Annotated in this window: 15 protein-coding genes; 11 read left to right on the forward strand and 4 right to left on the reverse strand. The window is 62.1% G+C overall.

The genetic code is table 11. The features are described 5' to 3' along the window. Positions 1 to 14: 14 nt before the first annotated feature. The gene (locus QNH97_RS24785; RefSeq protein ID WP_283554331.1) at positions 15 to 2399 is read right to left on the reverse strand and encodes a hybrid sensor histidine kinase/response regulator; all 2385 of its coding nucleotides are present in this window, start codon (positions 2397 to 2399) and stop codon (positions 15 to 17) included. A gap of 461 nt (positions 2400 to 2860) precedes the next feature. Between QNH97_RS24785 and QNH97_RS24790 the strand changes: the two genes are divergently transcribed. The 4 genes from QNH97_RS24790 (at position 2861) to QNH97_RS24805 (ending at position 6385) form a co-directional block, all read left to right on the forward strand. Next, the gene (locus QNH97_RS24790; protein WP_092459561.1) at positions 2861 to 3658 is read left to right on the forward strand and encodes a hydroxymethylpyrimidine/phosphomethylpyrimidine kinase; all 798 of its coding nucleotides are present in this window, start codon (positions 2861 to 2863) and stop codon (positions 3656 to 3658) included. Between the two features lie 17 nt (positions 3659 to 3675). Beyond that, positions 3676 to 4302, forward strand: a complete 627-nt coding sequence (thiE, locus tag QNH97_RS24795) for a thiamine phosphate synthase (RefSeq protein WP_283554332.1) — start codon at positions 3676 to 3678, stop codon at positions 4300 to 4302. 27 nt (positions 4303 to 4329) lie between these two features. After that, entirely contained in the window at positions 4330 to 5613 is a 1284-nt protein-coding gene (gene hemL, locus QNH97_RS24800) for a glutamate-1-semialdehyde 2,1-aminomutase (RefSeq protein ID WP_283554333.1), read from the forward strand. 217 nt (positions 5614 to 5830) lie between these two features. Continuing rightward, the gene (locus QNH97_RS24805) at positions 5831 to 6385 is read left to right on the forward strand and encodes a tetratricopeptide repeat protein (protein ID WP_283554334.1); all 555 of its coding nucleotides are present in this window, start codon (positions 5831 to 5833) and stop codon (positions 6383 to 6385) included. A 129-nt stretch (positions 6386 to 6514) separates the two neighbouring features. On the opposite strand, the gene QNH97_RS24810 is transcribed toward QNH97_RS24805, so the two are convergent. After that, positions 6515 to 6844 (reverse strand): DUF1820 family protein, encoded by a 330-nt coding sequence (locus QNH97_RS24810; RefSeq protein WP_007894425.1) that lies wholly within the window; start codon positions 6842 to 6844, stop codon positions 6515 to 6517. 133 nt (positions 6845 to 6977) lie between these two features. Here QNH97_RS24810 and miaB point away from each other — a divergent pair, with 133 nt between their 5' ends. The 5 genes from miaB (at position 6978) to lnt (ending at position 12414) form a co-directional block, all read left to right on the forward strand. Further along, entirely contained in the window at positions 6978 to 8306 is a 1329-nt protein-coding gene (miaB, locus tag QNH97_RS24815; protein WP_038436950.1) for a tRNA (N6-isopentenyl adenosine(37)-C2)-methylthiotransferase MiaB, read from the forward strand. 215 nt (positions 8307 to 8521) lie between these two features. Then, the gene (locus QNH97_RS24820; protein WP_283554335.1) at positions 8522 to 9532 is read left to right on the forward strand and encodes a PhoH family protein; all 1011 of its coding nucleotides are present in this window, start codon (positions 8522 to 8524) and stop codon (positions 9530 to 9532) included. Further along, positions 9525 to 9983 (forward strand): rRNA maturation RNase YbeY, encoded by a 459-nt coding sequence (gene ybeY / locus QNH97_RS24825; RefSeq protein WP_283554336.1) that lies wholly within the window; start codon positions 9525 to 9527, stop codon positions 9981 to 9983. Before QNH97_RS24820 ends, ybeY begins: the two co-directional genes overlap by 8 nt. A gap of 40 nt (positions 9984 to 10023) precedes the next feature. After that, on the forward strand, positions 10024 to 10863 hold the full coding sequence (locus tag QNH97_RS24830; protein WP_283554337.1) for a CorC family transporter: 840 nt from the start codon (positions 10024 to 10026) through the stop codon (positions 10861 to 10863). Between the two features lie 27 nt (positions 10864 to 10890). Then, on the forward strand, positions 10891 to 12414 hold the full coding sequence (gene lnt, locus QNH97_RS24835; protein ID WP_283554338.1) for an apolipoprotein N-acyltransferase: 1524 nt from the start codon (positions 10891 to 10893) through the stop codon (positions 12412 to 12414). 142 nt (positions 12415 to 12556) lie between these two features. Here the strand turns inward: lnt and QNH97_RS24840 are convergent, their stop codons facing one another. After that, the gene (locus QNH97_RS24840) at positions 12557 to 13318 is read right to left on the reverse strand and encodes a YdcF family protein (protein WP_283554339.1); all 762 of its coding nucleotides are present in this window, start codon (positions 13316 to 13318) and stop codon (positions 12557 to 12559) included. A 103-nt stretch (positions 13319 to 13421) separates the two neighbouring features. After that, positions 13422 to 13742: a hypothetical protein gene (locus QNH97_RS24845; RefSeq protein WP_283554340.1), complete on the reverse strand. Its 321-nt coding sequence runs from the start codon at positions 13740 to 13742 to the stop codon at positions 13422 to 13424. 303 nt (positions 13743 to 14045) lie between these two features. Between QNH97_RS24845 and leuS the strand changes: the two genes are divergently transcribed. Next, positions 14046 to 16652, forward strand: a complete 2607-nt coding sequence (gene leuS / locus QNH97_RS24850) for a leucine--tRNA ligase (protein ID WP_283554341.1) — start codon at positions 14046 to 14048, stop codon at positions 16650 to 16652. A gap of 88 nt (positions 16653 to 16740) precedes the next feature. Further along, entirely contained in the window at positions 16741 to 17346 is a 606-nt protein-coding gene (locus tag QNH97_RS24855) for an LPS-assembly lipoprotein LptE (protein WP_283554342.1), read from the forward strand. The last annotated feature ends 22 nt before the right edge of the window (positions 17347 to 17368 follow it).

Consider the following 17368-nt stretch of genomic DNA (forward strand, 5'->3'; position numbering starts at 1 on the left):
AGTGTCATACCCGCCTAAATGTCGGCGCTTTCACCCTGTTTCGGACAAAGCACCCGTCGTTGCAGAATTGCCTGCAATGCCTCGAATTTTACCGGTTTGCTTAGATAGTCAATCAAGGCACCCGGCGGGCAACGCTCTAGGTCCAGGTGCGGGCTGACCACCAGCACCGGCAAATCCTCACCGCCAGATAGCGCACGGATCTGGCAGCAGACCGACACCCCGTCCAGCGGCGGCGACTGGCAATCGAGCACCACCGCGTCAAAGCTCTCGCCCTGCAACAAATCCAATGCCGCACGACCGCTGTCGGCGGTGCGCACCCGGTAACCGAGCTTGAGCAACATGCCGCGCATCACCCATTGATCGACATTGTGGTCATCCGCCAACAGCACCGTGCAGTCCTGGGGCAGGCGCGAGCCTTGACGACCGCCGAACGAAAACGTCGCCGGGACACCGGCGGGCAGTGCCATTTCAAACTCGACGTCCAACTGAAAACGGCTGCCGCGACCGGGCTCGGAGGTGTGGGTCAGGCGCCCACCGAGCAGATCCACCAATTGCCGGCAGATCGCCAGCCCCACACCGAGGCCGCCATACTCGCGGGTCATTGAACCGTCGAGCTGGAAAAAGCGCTGGTACAGGGTCGCCTCCCCCAGGTCCGTGAAGCCGATACCGGTGTCGATCACGGCGAAAGACAACACCACGCGATCAAGCTCCGTCGGCTTGCCACTGACCCGCAACGCCAGGCCGCCCACTCGGGTGAACTTGATGGCGTTGTCCAGCAGACACTCCAGGCTTTGGGCCAGTTTGTCGCTGTCGCCGAGCAGTCGGTCCGTCAGTCCTGGGGTCACTTCAACCTTGAAATCCAGGCCTTTGGCCGCGGCATTGGCCGCGAACTGCACCTGCAAGGCTTCGATCACACTGCGCAGGCTGAACGGTGCCGGGTAGACCTTGAGCCTGCCGGCCTGCAACTCGGTGAGGGTGAGGATGCCGTTGACCATACGCATCATGTCCCGCGCCGAACCGGCGGCGGTTTGTTGGTATTGCGTCAGCTCCTCGTCCATTTCGACGGTTTCCATCAACTCCAGAGAACCGATGATCCCATTCATCGGCGTACGCAGTTCATGGGTCAACGTGGCAAGGAACTCGTCCTTGAGCTTGTTGCTATGGGCCAGCTGCTGGTTGAGTACTTCGAGTTTCTGTCCGGCGTCGAACAGGGTCTGGGCCTGCTGCTCGCGCAGGGCATTGATGCGGTCGGCCAGGGCCAGGGACAACAGCGCCACTTCAATGGCCGAGCCGATCTGGCTCGCGTACATGGTCAGGAAGATGTTTGGCAGATAGCCAAGCACCATCATCGTGTTGACGATCCCGCCCAGCAGAAAGGCCGACCAGGCGATGATGAAATAGCGTGCCACTCGCAGGCCGCGCCACCAGGCAAACAATCCAGCGCCAAAGATCACCACCGTGAACACCAGCGCCAGCACAGTCGCCAGGCGCAGTGCCAAGGCATAGCTGGTCATCAGCGACAAGCCGACCACCACTGCGCTGTAGGCGATCAGCGCCAGCAGCAGGCGGTCAAGCCAACGACTGTGTTGCGCCGTTTGCAGGAAGCTGCGGGCGAACTGGCTGCCAAACAGGCCCGCGCAGCCGATGAAGAAAGGCGTCGCGGCATTGGCCCACCAGGGGTTGTCCGGCCAGAAATACTCCACCGCCGCGCCGTTGACCGACAACTGATACAGGCCGAACGAGGCGATATAGACGATGTAATAGAGGTAGCTGGTATCCCGCACGCTCAGGTAAATGAACAGGTTGTAGACCAGCATTCCCAGCAACACGCCATAGATGGTTCCCAACACATACAGCCGCAACGGCTGTTGTTCGAGATAAGCGGTGCTCGACCACAGCGTCAGCGGTGCCTGGATCGAACCCTGGCTTTGCAGGCGCAGGTACAGCGTCTGCCGCTGATCGGGTTTGAAATCCAGGCTGAACAGGTAATTGTTCTGGCGAATTTCCCGACTGGCGAACGGCAAGGCATCACCGGTCTGGCGAACCAGGCGATACGCCCCGGCGGCGTCTGGCAGATACAAATCGAGGTGGTCCAGCGGCGGATACGCTAGCTCCAGCAGCCACGTGCGTTGGGCGTCCGGATTACCGGGACGGTAATGCAAATCGATTTTCAGCCAGAACGCCGAGCGCGAATAGCCGGCGTTCAGCGCGGCGTTGTCGTGAGGCTTGAAGCCACCTGCGGCAGCCTGGGCGACGACATCGTCGATGGAAGCCGTGCCGTTCGCGTCTTCGAACACTTGCAGGGCATGGCCCAAGGGCAGGCTTTGGGTGAGTTCATCGAATTCAAGGGCACTTGCCAAAGGGGACAAGCACAGCAGCAATATCAGCAAATAGCGCATTTAAGCCCCAGCGTGGCCTGTCCGGTTGAGTCAGGAAGCCCCCCATTCCCTGAGTAGACGTAAAACCGGCATTACCTTTTATGAGTTGGATCCATCTGTAGCATAGCCGTTGATGGCCAATTTGCACCATTGAAATTTTTCCCACAGAAGGCTCTAGGACGGGCGCTCCAGCGCCAAGCGTTGAGATAGAGCTGTTGCCTTGGTCAGCTGCGATACCGCCTTGGAGCCAAGCTCAATTGTTTGACCAGGCACAGGGGTCCTGTGGCGAGGGGATTTATCCCCGCTGGGTTGCGAAGCAGCCCCGATAACTGTCGCCTCGGTATGTCAGATAGCTTGAATTGGGGGCGCTTCGCACCCCAGCGGGGATAAATCCCCTCACCACAAATAAATCCTGCCTGCAGATAGCCCCGTCACTACAGGCGCGCGCCGATCGAAAGGGTTTGGTGGTAAGCTCGCGCACCATGAATATCTACAGCTCTCGCCCCGTTGTCCTCTGTCTCTCCGGCCACGACCCCAGTGGCGGCGCCGGTCTGCAGGCAGATATCGAAGCCCTGCTTGCCCAGGGTTGTCATGCCGCCCCGGCCGTTACCGCCTTGACCGTGCAAGACACAGTCAATGTCAGCGATTTCCGCGTACTCGATCGGGAGTGGGTGCTGGCGCAAGCCAATGCCGTGCTCAACGATTCACAGGTCGCGGCGGTCAAGCTGGGGATGCTCGGTTCGTTGGAAATGGTCGACACGGTGGTCGAACTGCTCCAGGCGCACCCACACTTGCCGATGGTCTGCGACCCGGTGCTGCGCGCCGGCGGTGGCGGACGACTGGGCAAGGATGAAGTCGGCTACGCCATGCGCGAACGCCTGTTGCCCCTGGCAATCATCGCCACCCCCAACCTGCCAGAAGCGCGCATCCTCGCCGAACTGCCCGAGGGCAGCGCCGATGAGTGCGCCGAAAAACTGCTGCCCTTCGTCAAACACCTGTTGATCACCGGTGGCCATGGCGACGAACATGAAGTCCATAATCGCCTGTACAGCCGTGACGGTCGCCGCGAAACCTTCACCTGCCAGCGTTTACCCGGCAGCTACCACGGCTCCGGCTGCACCCTGGCCAGTGCCCTCGCCGGTCGACTGGCCCAGGGCGAACAGCTCGCCAGCGCGGTCAAGACCGCCCTGGATTACACCTGGCGCACCCTGCGCGATGCCGAACAACTGGGCAAAGGCCAGTTCGTACCGCGTCGCCTGCCGCTGGATTTCTGCTCGTAGCACCGGAGGCCTGTGGAATGAAATTACGTGGCCTGTATGCCATCACCGATAGCCAGTTGCTGGCCGGTAAATTCCTCGCTTATGTCGAAGCGGCACTGGAAGGTGGCGTCACCCTGTTGCAATACCGTGATAAAAGCAGCGACGAGGCCCGGCGCCTGCGCGAGGCCGAAGCGCTGCGTAACCTGTGCGAGCGCTACAAGACCCGACTGATCATCAACGACGACGCCGAACTGGCTGCGCGCCTGGGCGTCGGCGTACACCTGGGCCAGACCGACGGTCCGTTGGCACCGGTGCGGGCACTGCTGGGGCGCCAGGCAATCATCGGTTCCACCTGCCACGCCAGCCTGGAGCTGGCCGAGCAGGCCGCCGCCGAAGGAGCCAGCTACGTCGCGTTCGGGCGATTCTTCAACTCCAACACCAAGCCCGGCGCCCCCAGCGCAAATCTTGAACTGCTCGCCCAGGCCCGCCTCAAACTGCATGTTCCGATTTGCGCCATCGGTGGCATCACCCTGGAGAACGCCCCCCCACTGGTGGCCCACGGGGTCGACCTGCTGGCCGTGGTCCACGGCCTGTTCGGCGCCGACAGCACCGGGGAAGTGACACGCCGCGCCCGCGCGTTCAACGACCTGCTGCAGATCAAATAGCCCATTTCCGTTTTCGAGAGCCCAACCATGTCCCGTTCCGAAACCCTGTTTGCCAACGCCCAGAAACACATCCCCGGCGGCGTGAACTCCCCCGTTCGTGCGTTCAAGAGCGTTGGCGGCACCCCGCTGTTCTTCAAGCACGCCGAAGGCGCGTACGTGACGGACGAAGACGACAAGCGCTATGTGGATTACGTCGGCTCGTGGGGCCCGATGATCCTCGGCCACAGCCATCCGGACGTGCTGGATGCGGTGCGCAAGCAGCTGGTACACGGCCTGTCCTACGGCGCCCCAACCGCGATGGAAACCGAGATGGCCGACCTGGTCTGCTCGATCGTGCCGTCGATGGAAATGGTGCGCATGGTCAGCTCCGGCACCGAGGCGACCATGAGCGCGATCCGCCTGGCGCGTGGTTTCACCGGACGCGACAGCATCATCAAGTTCGAAGGCTGCTACCACGGTCATTCCGACAGCCTGCTGGTCAAGGCCGGTTCCGGCGCGCTGACCCAGGGCGTGCCGAGCTCGGCCGGCGTGCCGGCGGCGTTCGCCAAACACACCCTGACCTTGCCGTTCAACGACCTTGAAGAAGTCGAGAAGATGCTCGGCGAAGTCGGCCAGGAAGTGGCTTGCATCATCGTCGAGCCAGTGGCCGGCAACATGAACTGCGTACCGCCGGCACCGGGTTTCCTCGAAGGCCTGCGCAGCCTGTGCGACCAGCACGGCGTGGTGTTGATTTTTGACGAAGTGATGACCGGTTTCCGCGTGGCCCTCGGCGGCGCCCAGGCCCACTACGGCGTGACGCCGGACCTGAGCACCTTCGGCAAGATCATCGGCGGCGGCATGCCGGTCGGTTGCTTCGGCGGCAAGCGCGCCATCATGGAATGCATCGCCCCGTTGGGCCCGGTCTACCAGGCCGGCACCTTGTCGGGCAATCCGCTGGCCATGGCCGCCGGCCTGACCACGCTGCGCCTGATCAGCCGCCCGGATTTCCACGCCGAGCTGACCGACTACACCACCCGCCTGCTCGACGGTTTGCAGATCCGTGCCGACGCGGCCGGCATTCCGTTCGTGACCACCCAGGCCGGCGGCATGTTCGGCCTGTATTTCAGTGGCGCCGATGACATCGTCACCTTCGAAGACGTGATGGCCAGCGACGCCGACCGGTTCAAGCGCTTCTTCCACCTAATGCTCGACGGCGGCGTGTACCTGGCGCCGAGCGCGTTCGAAGCCGGCTTCACCTCCATCGCCCATGGCGAAGCCGAGCTGAAGATCACCCTCGACGCTGCCGAGCGGGCTTTCGCTGCGCTGAAATAAGCCTGTGGATAACTGACGCTGGCTGACACCAGCGTCAGTGATAACCGACAACCTCCTGCTTTTTTCCTACGTATTTACCCTCGAAGCGGCCGCTGGCGTTCCCTCGCAGCAGAAAAACGAGTAAAGACTTTGTAAGGATGGCCCTGCTTATTTCATAATGCGCGCTTATTGGATCCCCCGGAGGGTCCGCGCGCCCCTCAGAGGTAAGTCGATTCCCATGAACCGCACCGGCCGCACCCTTGCCTTGGGCTGCCTGTTGCTCCTACAACCCCTGCTCGCGAATGCACAGGCAGGCGGTAACTCGTTGTTGATCCCGGCGCTGGGCCGTTGCACGCTCAATACCCAGCCACAAGATCTCGCATTGGCACTCGACGCCTGTCAGAAAGCGGCGGACGCGGGCGATGCGCAAGCGCAATACGAGCTGGGTGAGTTCTACTACGAAGGCAAGGCGGCGCCGCGCGACCTCAAGCTCGCCCTCGACTATTTCGAAAAAGCTTCGCTGCAAGGTCATGCCCAGGCGCAATTCAAGCTTGGCGGCATGTTCTTTCATGGCGAAGGCGTGCCTGCCAATAATGTCCAGGCCTACATCGTCTTGAAGATGGCGGCGGTCAACGGCGCCGAAGAGGCCCTGGACACCGCCGACGAAGTCGCCGAGCAAATGCCCCGCGATGAGCTGGAAGTGGCGACCCAGGTGCTGGGGCAGATCTTTCGCAAATACCTGATGGAATTGCAGAACGCCGACGGGCGCACGCCTTTTTCGCCGTTGCCCTGAGTCCGCAGCAGGGCCCATGTGGCGAGGGAGCTTGCTCCCGCTGGAGTGCGAAGCGCTCCCAAAAATCTTGGGGCCGCTACGCAGCCCAGCGGGAGCAAGCTCCCTCGCCACAGAGGACTGCGCTCAGGTTTACTTCTCAGGCATCGGCATCGGAAACGGCATCACATTGCCGACCGCGCCACGGGCTTCGCTGATTTTCGGGGTGCCCAGGCGTTCGACTTCGTCGATGCGCACGATCGAGTGCATCGGCACGAAACTGCGCACCACGCCTTCGAACTGCGCCTTGAGCTTTTCTTCGCTCGGATCGACGACCACTTGCGTGCGCTCGCCAAAGACGAATTCCTCCACTTCCAGGAAGCCCCACAGATCACTTTGATAGATCTGCTTGGCGTACATTTCGTACACCTGGCCCTGGTTAAGGAAAATCACCTTGTAGATTGGAGCTTCACGTTTGGTCATGGCTGGCGAAACACATCGGCGGGTAAAAATGAGGGCGCAAACTATAGCATAGCCACTGCTCGCGCAGCGGTAGGAACCCGGGGACTTGTTCCCTATAATGCGCGGTTCTTTGAATCACGTGATGATCCCGTCCATGGCCAAGAAGCTTTACATCGAAACCCACGGTTGCCAGATGAACGAGTACGACAGCTCGCGCATGGTCGATCTGCTGGGTGAACACCAGGCCCTGGAAGTCACCGCCCGCGCTGAAGACGCGGACGTGATCCTGCTCAATACCTGCTCGATCCGCGAGCGTGCCCAGGACCGGGTGTATTCCCAACTGGGCCGCTGGCGCGAGCTGAAGCTGGCCAACCCGGACATGGTCATCGCCGTGGGCGGTTGCGTGGCCAGCCAGGAAGGCGCGGCCATTCGTGATCGCGCGCCATACGTGGACGTGGTCTTCGGCCCGCAGACCTTGCACCGCCTGCCCGAAATGATCGACGCAGCGCGCAGCACCAAGCTGCCGCAAGTGGACGTCTCGTTCCCGGAAATCGAAAAATTCGACCACCTGCCCGAGCCGCGCATCGACGGCCCGAGTGCCTATGTGTCGGTGATGGAAGGCTGCAGCAAGTACTGCACGTTCTGCGTGGTGCCCTATACCCGGGGCGAAGAAGTCAGCCGGCCGTTCGACGACGTACTCGCCGAGATCATCCACCTGGCGGAACACGGCGTGCGCGAAGTGACCCTGCTGGGACAGAACGTCAACGGCTATCGTGGCCTGACCCACGACGGGCGCCTGGCGGACCTGGCCGAGCTGATCCGTGTGGTGGCCGCGGTAGATGGCATCGACCGCATCCGCTACACCACTTCGCACCCGCTGGAGTTCTCCGACAGCCTGATCCAGGCCCACGCCGAGGTCCCCGAGCTGGTCAAGCACCTGCATTTACCGGTGCAATCGGGTTCCGACCGGATCCTCGCGGCCATGAAACGCAACCACACGGCCCTGGAGTACAAATCCAAACTGCGCAAGCTGCGGGCGGCGGTGCCGGGGATCTGCATCAGCTCGGACTTTATCGTGGGTTTCCCCGGCGAAACCGAGAAAGACTTCCAGCAAACCATGAAGCTGATCGAAGACGTGGGCTTCGACTTTTCCTATTCCTTCGTCTACAGCCAGCGCCCCGGCACCCCGGCGGCGGACCTCGCAGACGAAACATCCGAAGAAGTGAAAAAAGAACGGCTCAACGCCTTGCAACACCGCCTCAACCAGCAAGGTTTCGAGATCAGCCGACAAATGGTCGGTTCCGTCCAGCGGATTCTGGTGACCGATTACTCGAAAAAAGACCCGGGCGAGTTGCAAGGGCGGACCGAAAACAACCGCATCGTCAACTTCCGCTGCGACACCCCGGCCCTGATCGGCCAGTTCGCCGACGTGCACATCGACGCCGCGCAACCGCACTCCCTGCGCGGTTCGCTGATCCAGTAACCCCGCACGTCCTGTGGGAGCGAGCTTGCTCGCGATAGCGGCATGACAGTCAATACTGATGTTGAATGTGAGGCCCCCATCGCGAGCAAGCTCGCTCCCACAAAGACCGCGTCGGTCGCTGGAATCAGATTCGCCCGTTTAAGAGCTTTCGCACCCAGCCTACTGGCGCTATCCTTGGATTCATCTTAATTGCCCCCGGGCGGCTAAAAACGACCTTGAACGCACCCATCGAACCACATCGCTTTATTCTCGAGCCCTTTGAGGCTCGCCGCTTCGCCAATCTGTGCGGGCAATTCGACGAGCACTTGCGCTTGATCGAACAGCGCCTGGCCATCGAGATCCGCAACCGCGGAAACCAGTTCGAACTGATCGGCGAACCCAAGCACACCACCTCCGCGGAAAACCTGCTGCGTCGTCTCTACCGGGAAACCAAGGGAAGCGAGCTGTCGCCGGACACCGTCCACCTGTTCCTGCAGGAATCGGCCGTCGAAGAACTCGACAACCACGCGCCGTCGGAACCCGCCGTGGCCCTGCGCACGAAAAAAGGCATGATTCGCCCTCGCGGCTTGAATCAGCAGCGCTACGTGAAGGAAATCCTGGGCAACGACATCAATTTCGGCATCGGCCCGGCCGGTACCGGCAAGACCTACCTGGCCGTGGCCTGCGCCGTCGATGCGCTGGAGCGCGAACAAGTGCGGCGCATCCTGCTGGTGCGTCCGGCGGTCGAAGCGGGTGAAAAACTCGGCTTCCTGCCCGGCGACCTGGCCCAGAAGATCGACCCGTACCTGCGCCCGCTCTATGACGCGCTGTACGAAATGCTCGGCTTCGAATACGTCGCCAAGCTGATCGAGCGCCAGGTCATCGAGGTCGCGCCACTGGCCTACATGCGCGGTCGCACCCTGAACAACAGCTTCATCATCCTCGACGAAAGCCAGAACACCACGGTCGAGCAGATGAAAATGTTCCTGACCCGGATCGGCTTCGGCTCCACCGCCGTCATCACCGGGGACATCACCCAGGTCGACCTGCCAAAGGGCACCAAGTCCGGGCTGAACCATGTGATCCAGGTGCTCAAGGATGTCCCGGGCATCAGCTTCACGCATTTCATGCCCAAGGACGTCGTGCGTCATCCGTTGGTACAACGCATTGTCGAAGCCTACGAGCGCTTCGAGAATCGCGAGGCCGACGACGCGCCCGAAGGCAAAGGCACTCGCCACAATGCTTGAACTCGACCTGCAACTGGCCAGCGATCACGCCGCCCCCAGCGAAGCCCAGTTCCGCCAATGGTGCGAACTGGCCCTGCGCCAGCGCAGCGCCGACTCGGAACTGACGATCCGCCTGGTGGACGAGCCCGAAGGCCGCGAGCTGAACCACACCTGGCGGCAGAAAGACTACGCCACCAACGTGCTGTCGTTCCCCGCCGACGTGCCCGACGAATTCCTCGACATCCCGCTGCTGGGCGACCTGGTGATCTGCGTCCCGGTGGTGGAGCGTGAAGCGGCTGAACAAGACAAGACCCCTGAGGCCCACTGGGCTCATCTGGTGATCCACGGCTGCTTGCATCTGCTCGGTTACGACCATATAGAAGATGACGAAGCCGAAGAAATGGAAGCACTGGAACGAACGTTGCTTGCAGAGCTGGGTCATCCCGACCCCTATGCCGGCGACGAACACTGATACATCAACCTGTAACGACAAAGGATTCAGAGTAATCGCTATGAGCGAAGATCGATCGAGCAACGGGCAGAAGTCATGGCTGGGCAAGCTCACCCAGGCTTTTGCCCACGAGCCGAAAAACCGCCAGGAGCTGCTGGAGCTGCTGCGCGATGCACACCAGAACAAGTTGCTGGACAGCGAAGCGCTGGCCATCGTCGAAGGCGCCATCCAGGTCGCTGACCTGCAAGTACGGGACATCATGGTCCCGCGCTCGCAGATGGTCAGCATCAAGGCGACCCAGACCCCCCGTGAGTTCCTGCCCGCCGTGGTCGACTCCGCTCACTCGCGTTACCCGGTGGTCGGCGAGAGCCATGACGATGTCATGGGCGTGTTGCTGGCCAAGGACCTGCTGCCGCTGATCCTTCAGGAAAACGGCGACAGCTTCAACATCAGGGATCTGCTGCGTCCGGCCACCTTCGTGCCCGAGTCCAAGCGCCTGAACGTGCTGCTGCGTGAATTTCGCGCCAACCACAACCACATGGCCATCGTCATCGACGAGTACGGCGGCGTGGCCGGGCTGGTCACCATCGAAGACGTACTCGAGCAGATCGTCGGCGACATCGAAGACGAGCACGATGTCGAGGAAGACAGCTACATCAAGCCACTGCCCAGCGGCGACTTCCTGATCAAGGCCCTGACGCCGATCGAGAACTTCAACGAGTTCTTCGACAGCCAATTCTCCGACGATGAGTTCGACACCGTTGGCGGCCTGGTGATGAGTGCTTTCGGGCACCTGCCCAAGCGCAACGAAACCACGGAAATCGGCTCCTGGCGCTTCCGCATCCTGAATGCCGACAGCCGCCGGATCCATCTGCTGCGCCTGTCTCCCATTGCCCGATAAACCCTGCGAGACCCGCTAAGGACAACAATGCGCTGGATAACCCGCCCCGGCTGGCCCGGTAACCTGCTGGCCGTGGTGGCCGGTGCGATCACCACCCTGGCCCTGGCGCCGTTCGACATCTGGCCGCTGGCGTTGCTGGCGGTCGGGCTGTTCTATGCCGGCTTGCGCGAGCTTTCGCCACGCCAGGCCCTGGGCCGTGGCTGGTGCTTCGGTTTTGGCCTGTTTGGCGCCGGCACTAGCTGGATCTACGTCAGCATCCATAACTTCGGCGGCGCCTCGGTACTGCTCGCCGGGCTGTTGATGCTGCTGTTCGTCGCCGCCATCGCCTGGTTCTTCGCTCTGCCCGCCTGGCTGTGGGCACGCTGGTTGCGGCGTAACGAGGCACCGCTGGCCGATGCCCTGGCCTTCGCCGCGCTGTGGCTGGGCCAGGAAGCCTTTCGCGGCTGGTTCCTCACTGGGTTCCCGTGGCTGTATTCCGGTTACAGCCAGCTCGACGGCCCGCTGGCCGGCCTCGCGCCGCTGGGCGGAATGTGGCTGATTTCCTTCACCCTGGCGCTGACCGCCGCGCTGCTTTACAACGCGCCCCGGTTGATCCGCACCGGGCGCAAGGGCTTTATCGCGGCTGGCGTAGTGTTGCTGATCGGCCCGTGGGTGGCCGGCATGGCGTTCAAGGGGCATGCCTGGACCAGCCCTTCGGGCGAACCGCTGAGCGTCGCGGCGATCCAGGGCAACATCGAACAGAGCATGAAATGGGACCCGGACCAGCTCAACGCACAGTTGGCGCTGTACCGCGACATGAGCTTCGCGTCCAAGCGTGTCGACCTGCTGATCTGGCCGGAAACCGCGGTACCGGTGCTCAAGGAGTCCGCCCAGGGCTACCTGGACATGATGGGCAGCTTCGCCGCCGAGCGGCATTCGGCGTTGATCACCGGCGTGCCGATTCGCCAACTGGTACGCCATGAGAAGCGTTACTTCAACGGCATCACCGTGACCGGCGAAGGCGACGGCACTTACCTGAAGCAGAAACTCGTGCCCTTCGGCGAGTACGTGCCACTGCAAGACATCCTGCGTGGCCTGATCGCCTTCTTCGACCTGCCCATGTCGGACTTCGCCCGAGGCCCGGCCGACCAGCCATTGCTGCAAGCCAAGGGTTACCAGATCGCGCCGTTCATCTGTTACGAAGTGGTCTACCCGGAATTCGCCGCCAGCCTCTCGGCCCGTAGCGATCTGCTGCTGACCATCAGCAACGACACCTGGTTCGGCACCTCGATCGGCCCGCTGCAACACCTGCAAATGGCCCAGATGCGCGCCCTGGAAGCCGGACGCTGGATGATCCGCGCGACCAACAATGGCGTCACCGGCCTGATCAACCCTTTCGGCCAGATCACCGTACAGATCCCGCAATTCGAGCGGGGCATCCTCTACGGCGAAGTAGTGCCAATGCACAACCTGACGCCGTACCTGCAATGGCGCTCGTGGCCGCTGCTCATTCTGTGCGTGGTGCTGCTGGGCTGGGCGTTGGTGGCGAGTCGGATGGCCAAGACGGTCTAAAGCCTTTGGGAAACCCCTGTGGCGAGGGAGCTTGCTCCCGCTGGACTGCGAAGCAGGCCCTGTTTTTAGGGGGACCGCTTCGCGGCCCAGCGGGAGCAAGCTCCCTCGCCACAACTATGTTCAACCCACACATTACGTATGCTCAGCGATAGAACACCGAATACCCCACCAACCCCACCGCCTCATTCATCAACTGCCCGGACTGCCAGATCGACTTGAATTCCGGCATCCAGCCGCCCAACGGTCGGCCGTGGTCCGGTCCCAGGAAACCCACCGGCGCCGGCACGACTTCAAATCCCGATCGTTCGAAGCTCATGACCGCCCGCGGCATGTGCCATGCCTGGGTCACCACCACGACACGCTTGATGCCGGCCGGCAGGAGGATCTCGGCGCTCATCCGGGCGTTTTCCCAGGTCGTGCGGCTGCGCTCTTCCTGCCAGCGTACGGTGACGCCGAAATCGTCCAGCATCGAATCGGCCATCAGCTTCGCTTCGCTGGGTGGGCTGCCGTAGTGCAAGCCGCCGGTCGTCAGCACGGGCAATCCCGACGCCTTGGCCAGCCGCGCCGCATAACGCTGGCGCTCCAACCCGATGCCGGTGGGCTGGTCGGTGCCCCAGGCCGGGTCACCGCGCTCGCGACCAGAGCCCAGCACCACAATGGCGTCGGCACGCTGGGCCAGGCTCGCCCACTCGCTGCGCGAAAGCGGCGGTTCGCGCTCCAGTGCCTTGGCGCTCCATTGCACCACCACGGGCAGGCTCATCAGCCAGAAGCCACCCAGTCCAAGGAAAAAACACAGGCGGGCCAGGCGCGGCCGGGAGTTGCGCCACCACCAGGCAAGCGCCAGCAGCAGCAAAAGAAGGCCAGGCGGCAATAACAGTTGTTTGATGAAATAGCGAAACGGCATCGGGCATCTCCATAGATGCCCGAAGCCTAGGTGGGTTGACGCAAAGCGACAACAGATTCGAAAAAACCTTGAATCAAAAAAAGCGACACGCGTGAATCCGGTTCTACTTGAACTGCCGCGACCGGATCTTTACAGCATCCTTGTCAGGTGTCCGGTCCTTGAGCCACACAACCTTGGCCGAACGGGGCACATCGAGACGCTTGAGTACCTGAGCCCCACTGATGGGGGCTTGGTGTCCGACCTGTTCGAGGTAAGCCTCGACCAGTTCGAACTCTGCGGGGCTCAAGCCGCGCAGCTCCAGCTCTGCCGGGCGTTCATCACGCAAATGACCGGCGGTTCTTGCAGCGTCAAGGGCAACCCCGAGACGATCGATCAGTTTTTCGTACAGCTCAGGCGTCGTTACTTTTCGTTGTGATTCAACCATCCCTCACCTCATTGAAGATAAGACTCACTCCCCATTGAGAAGCTTAGCTTCGTTGGGCAAACCGGCAGGACGCCGCGACCAACGGCCCTGAACACGGGCTACGGCCGATGGCCAGCAATGGCTCGGCGATGGCTCGCAGCAATCAGGGTTTCCCTCGGCAGAGCGCGGTCATGTATGCTACGGCGCTTCCTGTAACTCCACTTCCAGCTCGGCTGGGCATCGAAAACGCCGTATTCGGCGTCGTTCTGCGTCCAGCATGGCAACGAAGAGGATTGGGCCACCCCATTCAGTACAAAAGTAGCCATGCACGAACACTACCAGCCCCGTGAAATCGAAGCCGCCGCCCAGTCGTTCTGGGACGAGCAAAAGTCCTTTGAAGTCAGTGAACAGCCAGGCAAGGAGACTTACTACTGCCTGTCGATGTTCCCTTACCCCAGCGGCAAGCTACACATGGGGCACGTGCGCAACTACACCATCGGCGACGTGATCTCCCGTTACCAGCGCATGCAAGGCAAGAACGTCCTGCAGCCCATGGGTTGGGACGCCTTCGGCATGCCGGCGGAAAACGCCGCGATGAAGAACAACGTGGCCCCTGCCAAGTGGACCTACGAAAACATCGCCTACATGAAGAGCCAGCTGCGCAGCCTGGGCCTGGCGGTGGACTGGTCCCGCGAAGTCACCACCTGCAAGCCCGACTACTACCGCTGGGAACAATGGCTGTTCACTCGCCTGTTCGAAAAAGGCGTGATCTACCGCAAGAACGGTACCGTGAACTGGGACCCGGTGGACCAGACCGTACTGGCCAACGAGCAAGTGATCGACGGTCGCGGCTGGCGCTCCGGCGCGCTGATCGAAAAGCGCGAAATCCCGATGTACTACTTCAAGATCACCGCCTACGCGGATGAGCTGCTGGAGAGTCTCGACGAACTGACGGGCTGGCCTGAACAGGTCAAGACCATGCAGCGCAACTGGATCGGCAAGTCCCGGGGCATGGAAGTGCAGTTCCCCTACGACGTCGCCTCCATCGGCGAAGCCGGCGCACTGAAGGTCTTCACCACCCGCCCCGACACCCTGATGGGCGCCACTTACGTCGCCGTTGCCGCCGAGCATCCGCTGGCGACCCTGGCCGCCCGGAACAACCCCGAGCTGCAGGCATTCATTGCCGAATGCAAGGGCGGCAGCGTCGCCGAAGCCGACGTCGCCACGCAGGAGAAAAAAGGCCTGCCAACTTCGCTGTTCGTTGAGCATCCGCTCACCGGCGAGAAACTCCCGGTGTGGGTCGCCAACTACGTCCTGATGCATTACGGCGATGGCGCTGTAATGGCCGTGCCGGCGCACGATGAACGTGATTTCGAATTCGCCCACAAGTACAACCTGCCGGTCAAGACCGTCGTGCGCACCAGCGCCGGTGACCAGACCCCGGCCCCCTGGCAGGACGCCTACGGCGAGCATGGCGAGCTGATCAACTCCGGCGCGTTCGACGGCCTGGATTTCGTCGGTGCGTTCGATGCCATCGAAGTGGCCCTGATCAAGAAGAACCTCGGCGCCTCCCGCACCCAGTTCCGCCTGCGGGACTGGGGCATCAGCCGCCAGCGCTACTGGGGCTGCCCGATTCCGATCGTGCACTGCGACACCTGTGGCGACGTACCGGTCCCGGAAGATCAATTGCCCGTGGTCCTGCCGGAAGACGTCGTTCCCGACGGCGCCGGTTCGCCCCTGGCGCGCATGCCTGAGTTCTATGAGTGCAGCTGCCCGAAATGCGGCGCACCGGCCAAGCGTGAAACCGACACCATGGACACCTTCGTCGAGTCCTCCTGGTACTACGCCCGCTATGCCTCGCCGCGCTACGAAGGTGGCCTGGTGGAAAAATCCGCGGCCGACCACTGGTTGCCGGTGGATCAGTACATCGGCGGCATCGAACACGCCATCCTCCACCTGCTCTACGCGCGCTTCTTCCACAAGCTGATGCGTGACGAAGGCCTGGTGAGTTCCAACGAGCCGTTCAAGAACCTGCTGACCCAGGGCATGGTGGTCGCCGAGACTTACTATCGCCGCGAAGCCAACGGCGCCTACACCTGGTTCAACCCGGCTGACGTCGAGCTTGAACGCGACAGCAAAGCCAAGGTTATCAGCGCCAAGCTGATCGCCGACGGCCTGCCGGTGGAAATCGGTGGCACCGAGAAGATGGCCAAGTCGAAGAACAACGGCGTCGACCCACAGTCGATGATTGACCAGTTCGGCGCAGACACCTGCCGCCTGTTCATGATGTTCGCCTCGCCACCTGACATGAGCGCAGAATGGTCCGATTCGGGCGTCGAAGGCTCGCACCGTTTCCTCAAGCGCGTCTGGCGCCTGACTCAAGCCCACGTCACCCAGGGCCTGCCGGGCAAACTGGACATCAGCCGCCTGAACGACGAGCAGAAAGCCGTTCGCCGCTCGATCCACCTGGCCATCAAGCAGGCCAGCCATGACGTCGGCCAGAACCACAAATTCAACACCGCCATCGCCCAGGTGATGACGTTGATGAATGTCCTGGAAAAAGCCGCGCAAGCCACCGAACAGGATCGCGCACTGGTTCACGAAGGCCTGGAAGCCGTGACACTGCTGCTGGCTCCGATCACCCCGCACATCAGCCATGAGCTGTGGAGTCAACTGGGTCACGCCGACCCGGTGATTGACGCCAGCTGGCCGGTGGTGGATGAAACCGCGCTGGTGCAGGACAGCCTGACCCTGGTCATCCAGGTCAACGGAAAACTGCGCGGGCAGATCGAAATGCCGGCCGCGGCAACTCGCGAAGAAGTCGAAGCCGCCGCACGGGCCAATGAAAACGTGCTGCGCTTCGTCGACGGCCTGACGATCCGCAAAGTGATCGTCGTGCCAGGCAAACTGGTCAACATCGTCGCAAGCTAATTGGATCGGGCGCGAGGCTTGAGCCTGGCGCCGAATATAACCTGCGAGGCCGCACCGTCGGCCCATAGGGTTCAAGGGGAGCAACAAGATGATCAAACGTAATCTGCTGGTAATGGGCCTGGCGGTCCTGTTGAGCGCCTGCGGCTTCCAACTGCGCGGCACCGGCACCACCGAGCTGGCCATCACGGAGCTGGACCTCAGCGCACGGGACGCTTTTGGCGACACCGTTAAAATGCTCCGCGAAACCCTGGAGAACAGCGGGGTCAAGGTTTACAACGGCGCGCCCTACAAGCTGATATTGACCCGTGAGCAGCAAAGCCAGCGCAGCCTGAGCTATGCCGGCGCCGGTCGTTCGGCCGAGTACGAACTGACCAATGTGCTGAGCTATGAGATCCGTGGCAGCAATAACCTGTCGCTGCTGGACGACAAGCTGCAAGTGCAGAAGGTCTACCTGCACGATGGCAACAACATCACCGGGTCCGACCAGGAGTCGAGTGAAGTGCGCGACGAAATGCGTCGTAACCTCGTACAGCGCATGATGCTGCGCCTGCAACAACTGAGCCCGGCCCAGTTGGAACAGTTGCAACAGACCGCCGACGCCCGCGCCAAGGCCGAAGCCGACGCGCTGGAAGCGGCACGCAAGGCTGAGGCGGAAACGCCGCAACAGTCGCCGATGCAAATCCCGGCTGAATAAGCCTTGCGGGGCGCTCCGGCGC

The organism is Pseudomonas sp. G2-4, assembly GCF_030064125.1.
GTDB lineage: Bacteria > Pseudomonadota > Gammaproteobacteria > Pseudomonadales > Pseudomonadaceae > Aquipseudomonas.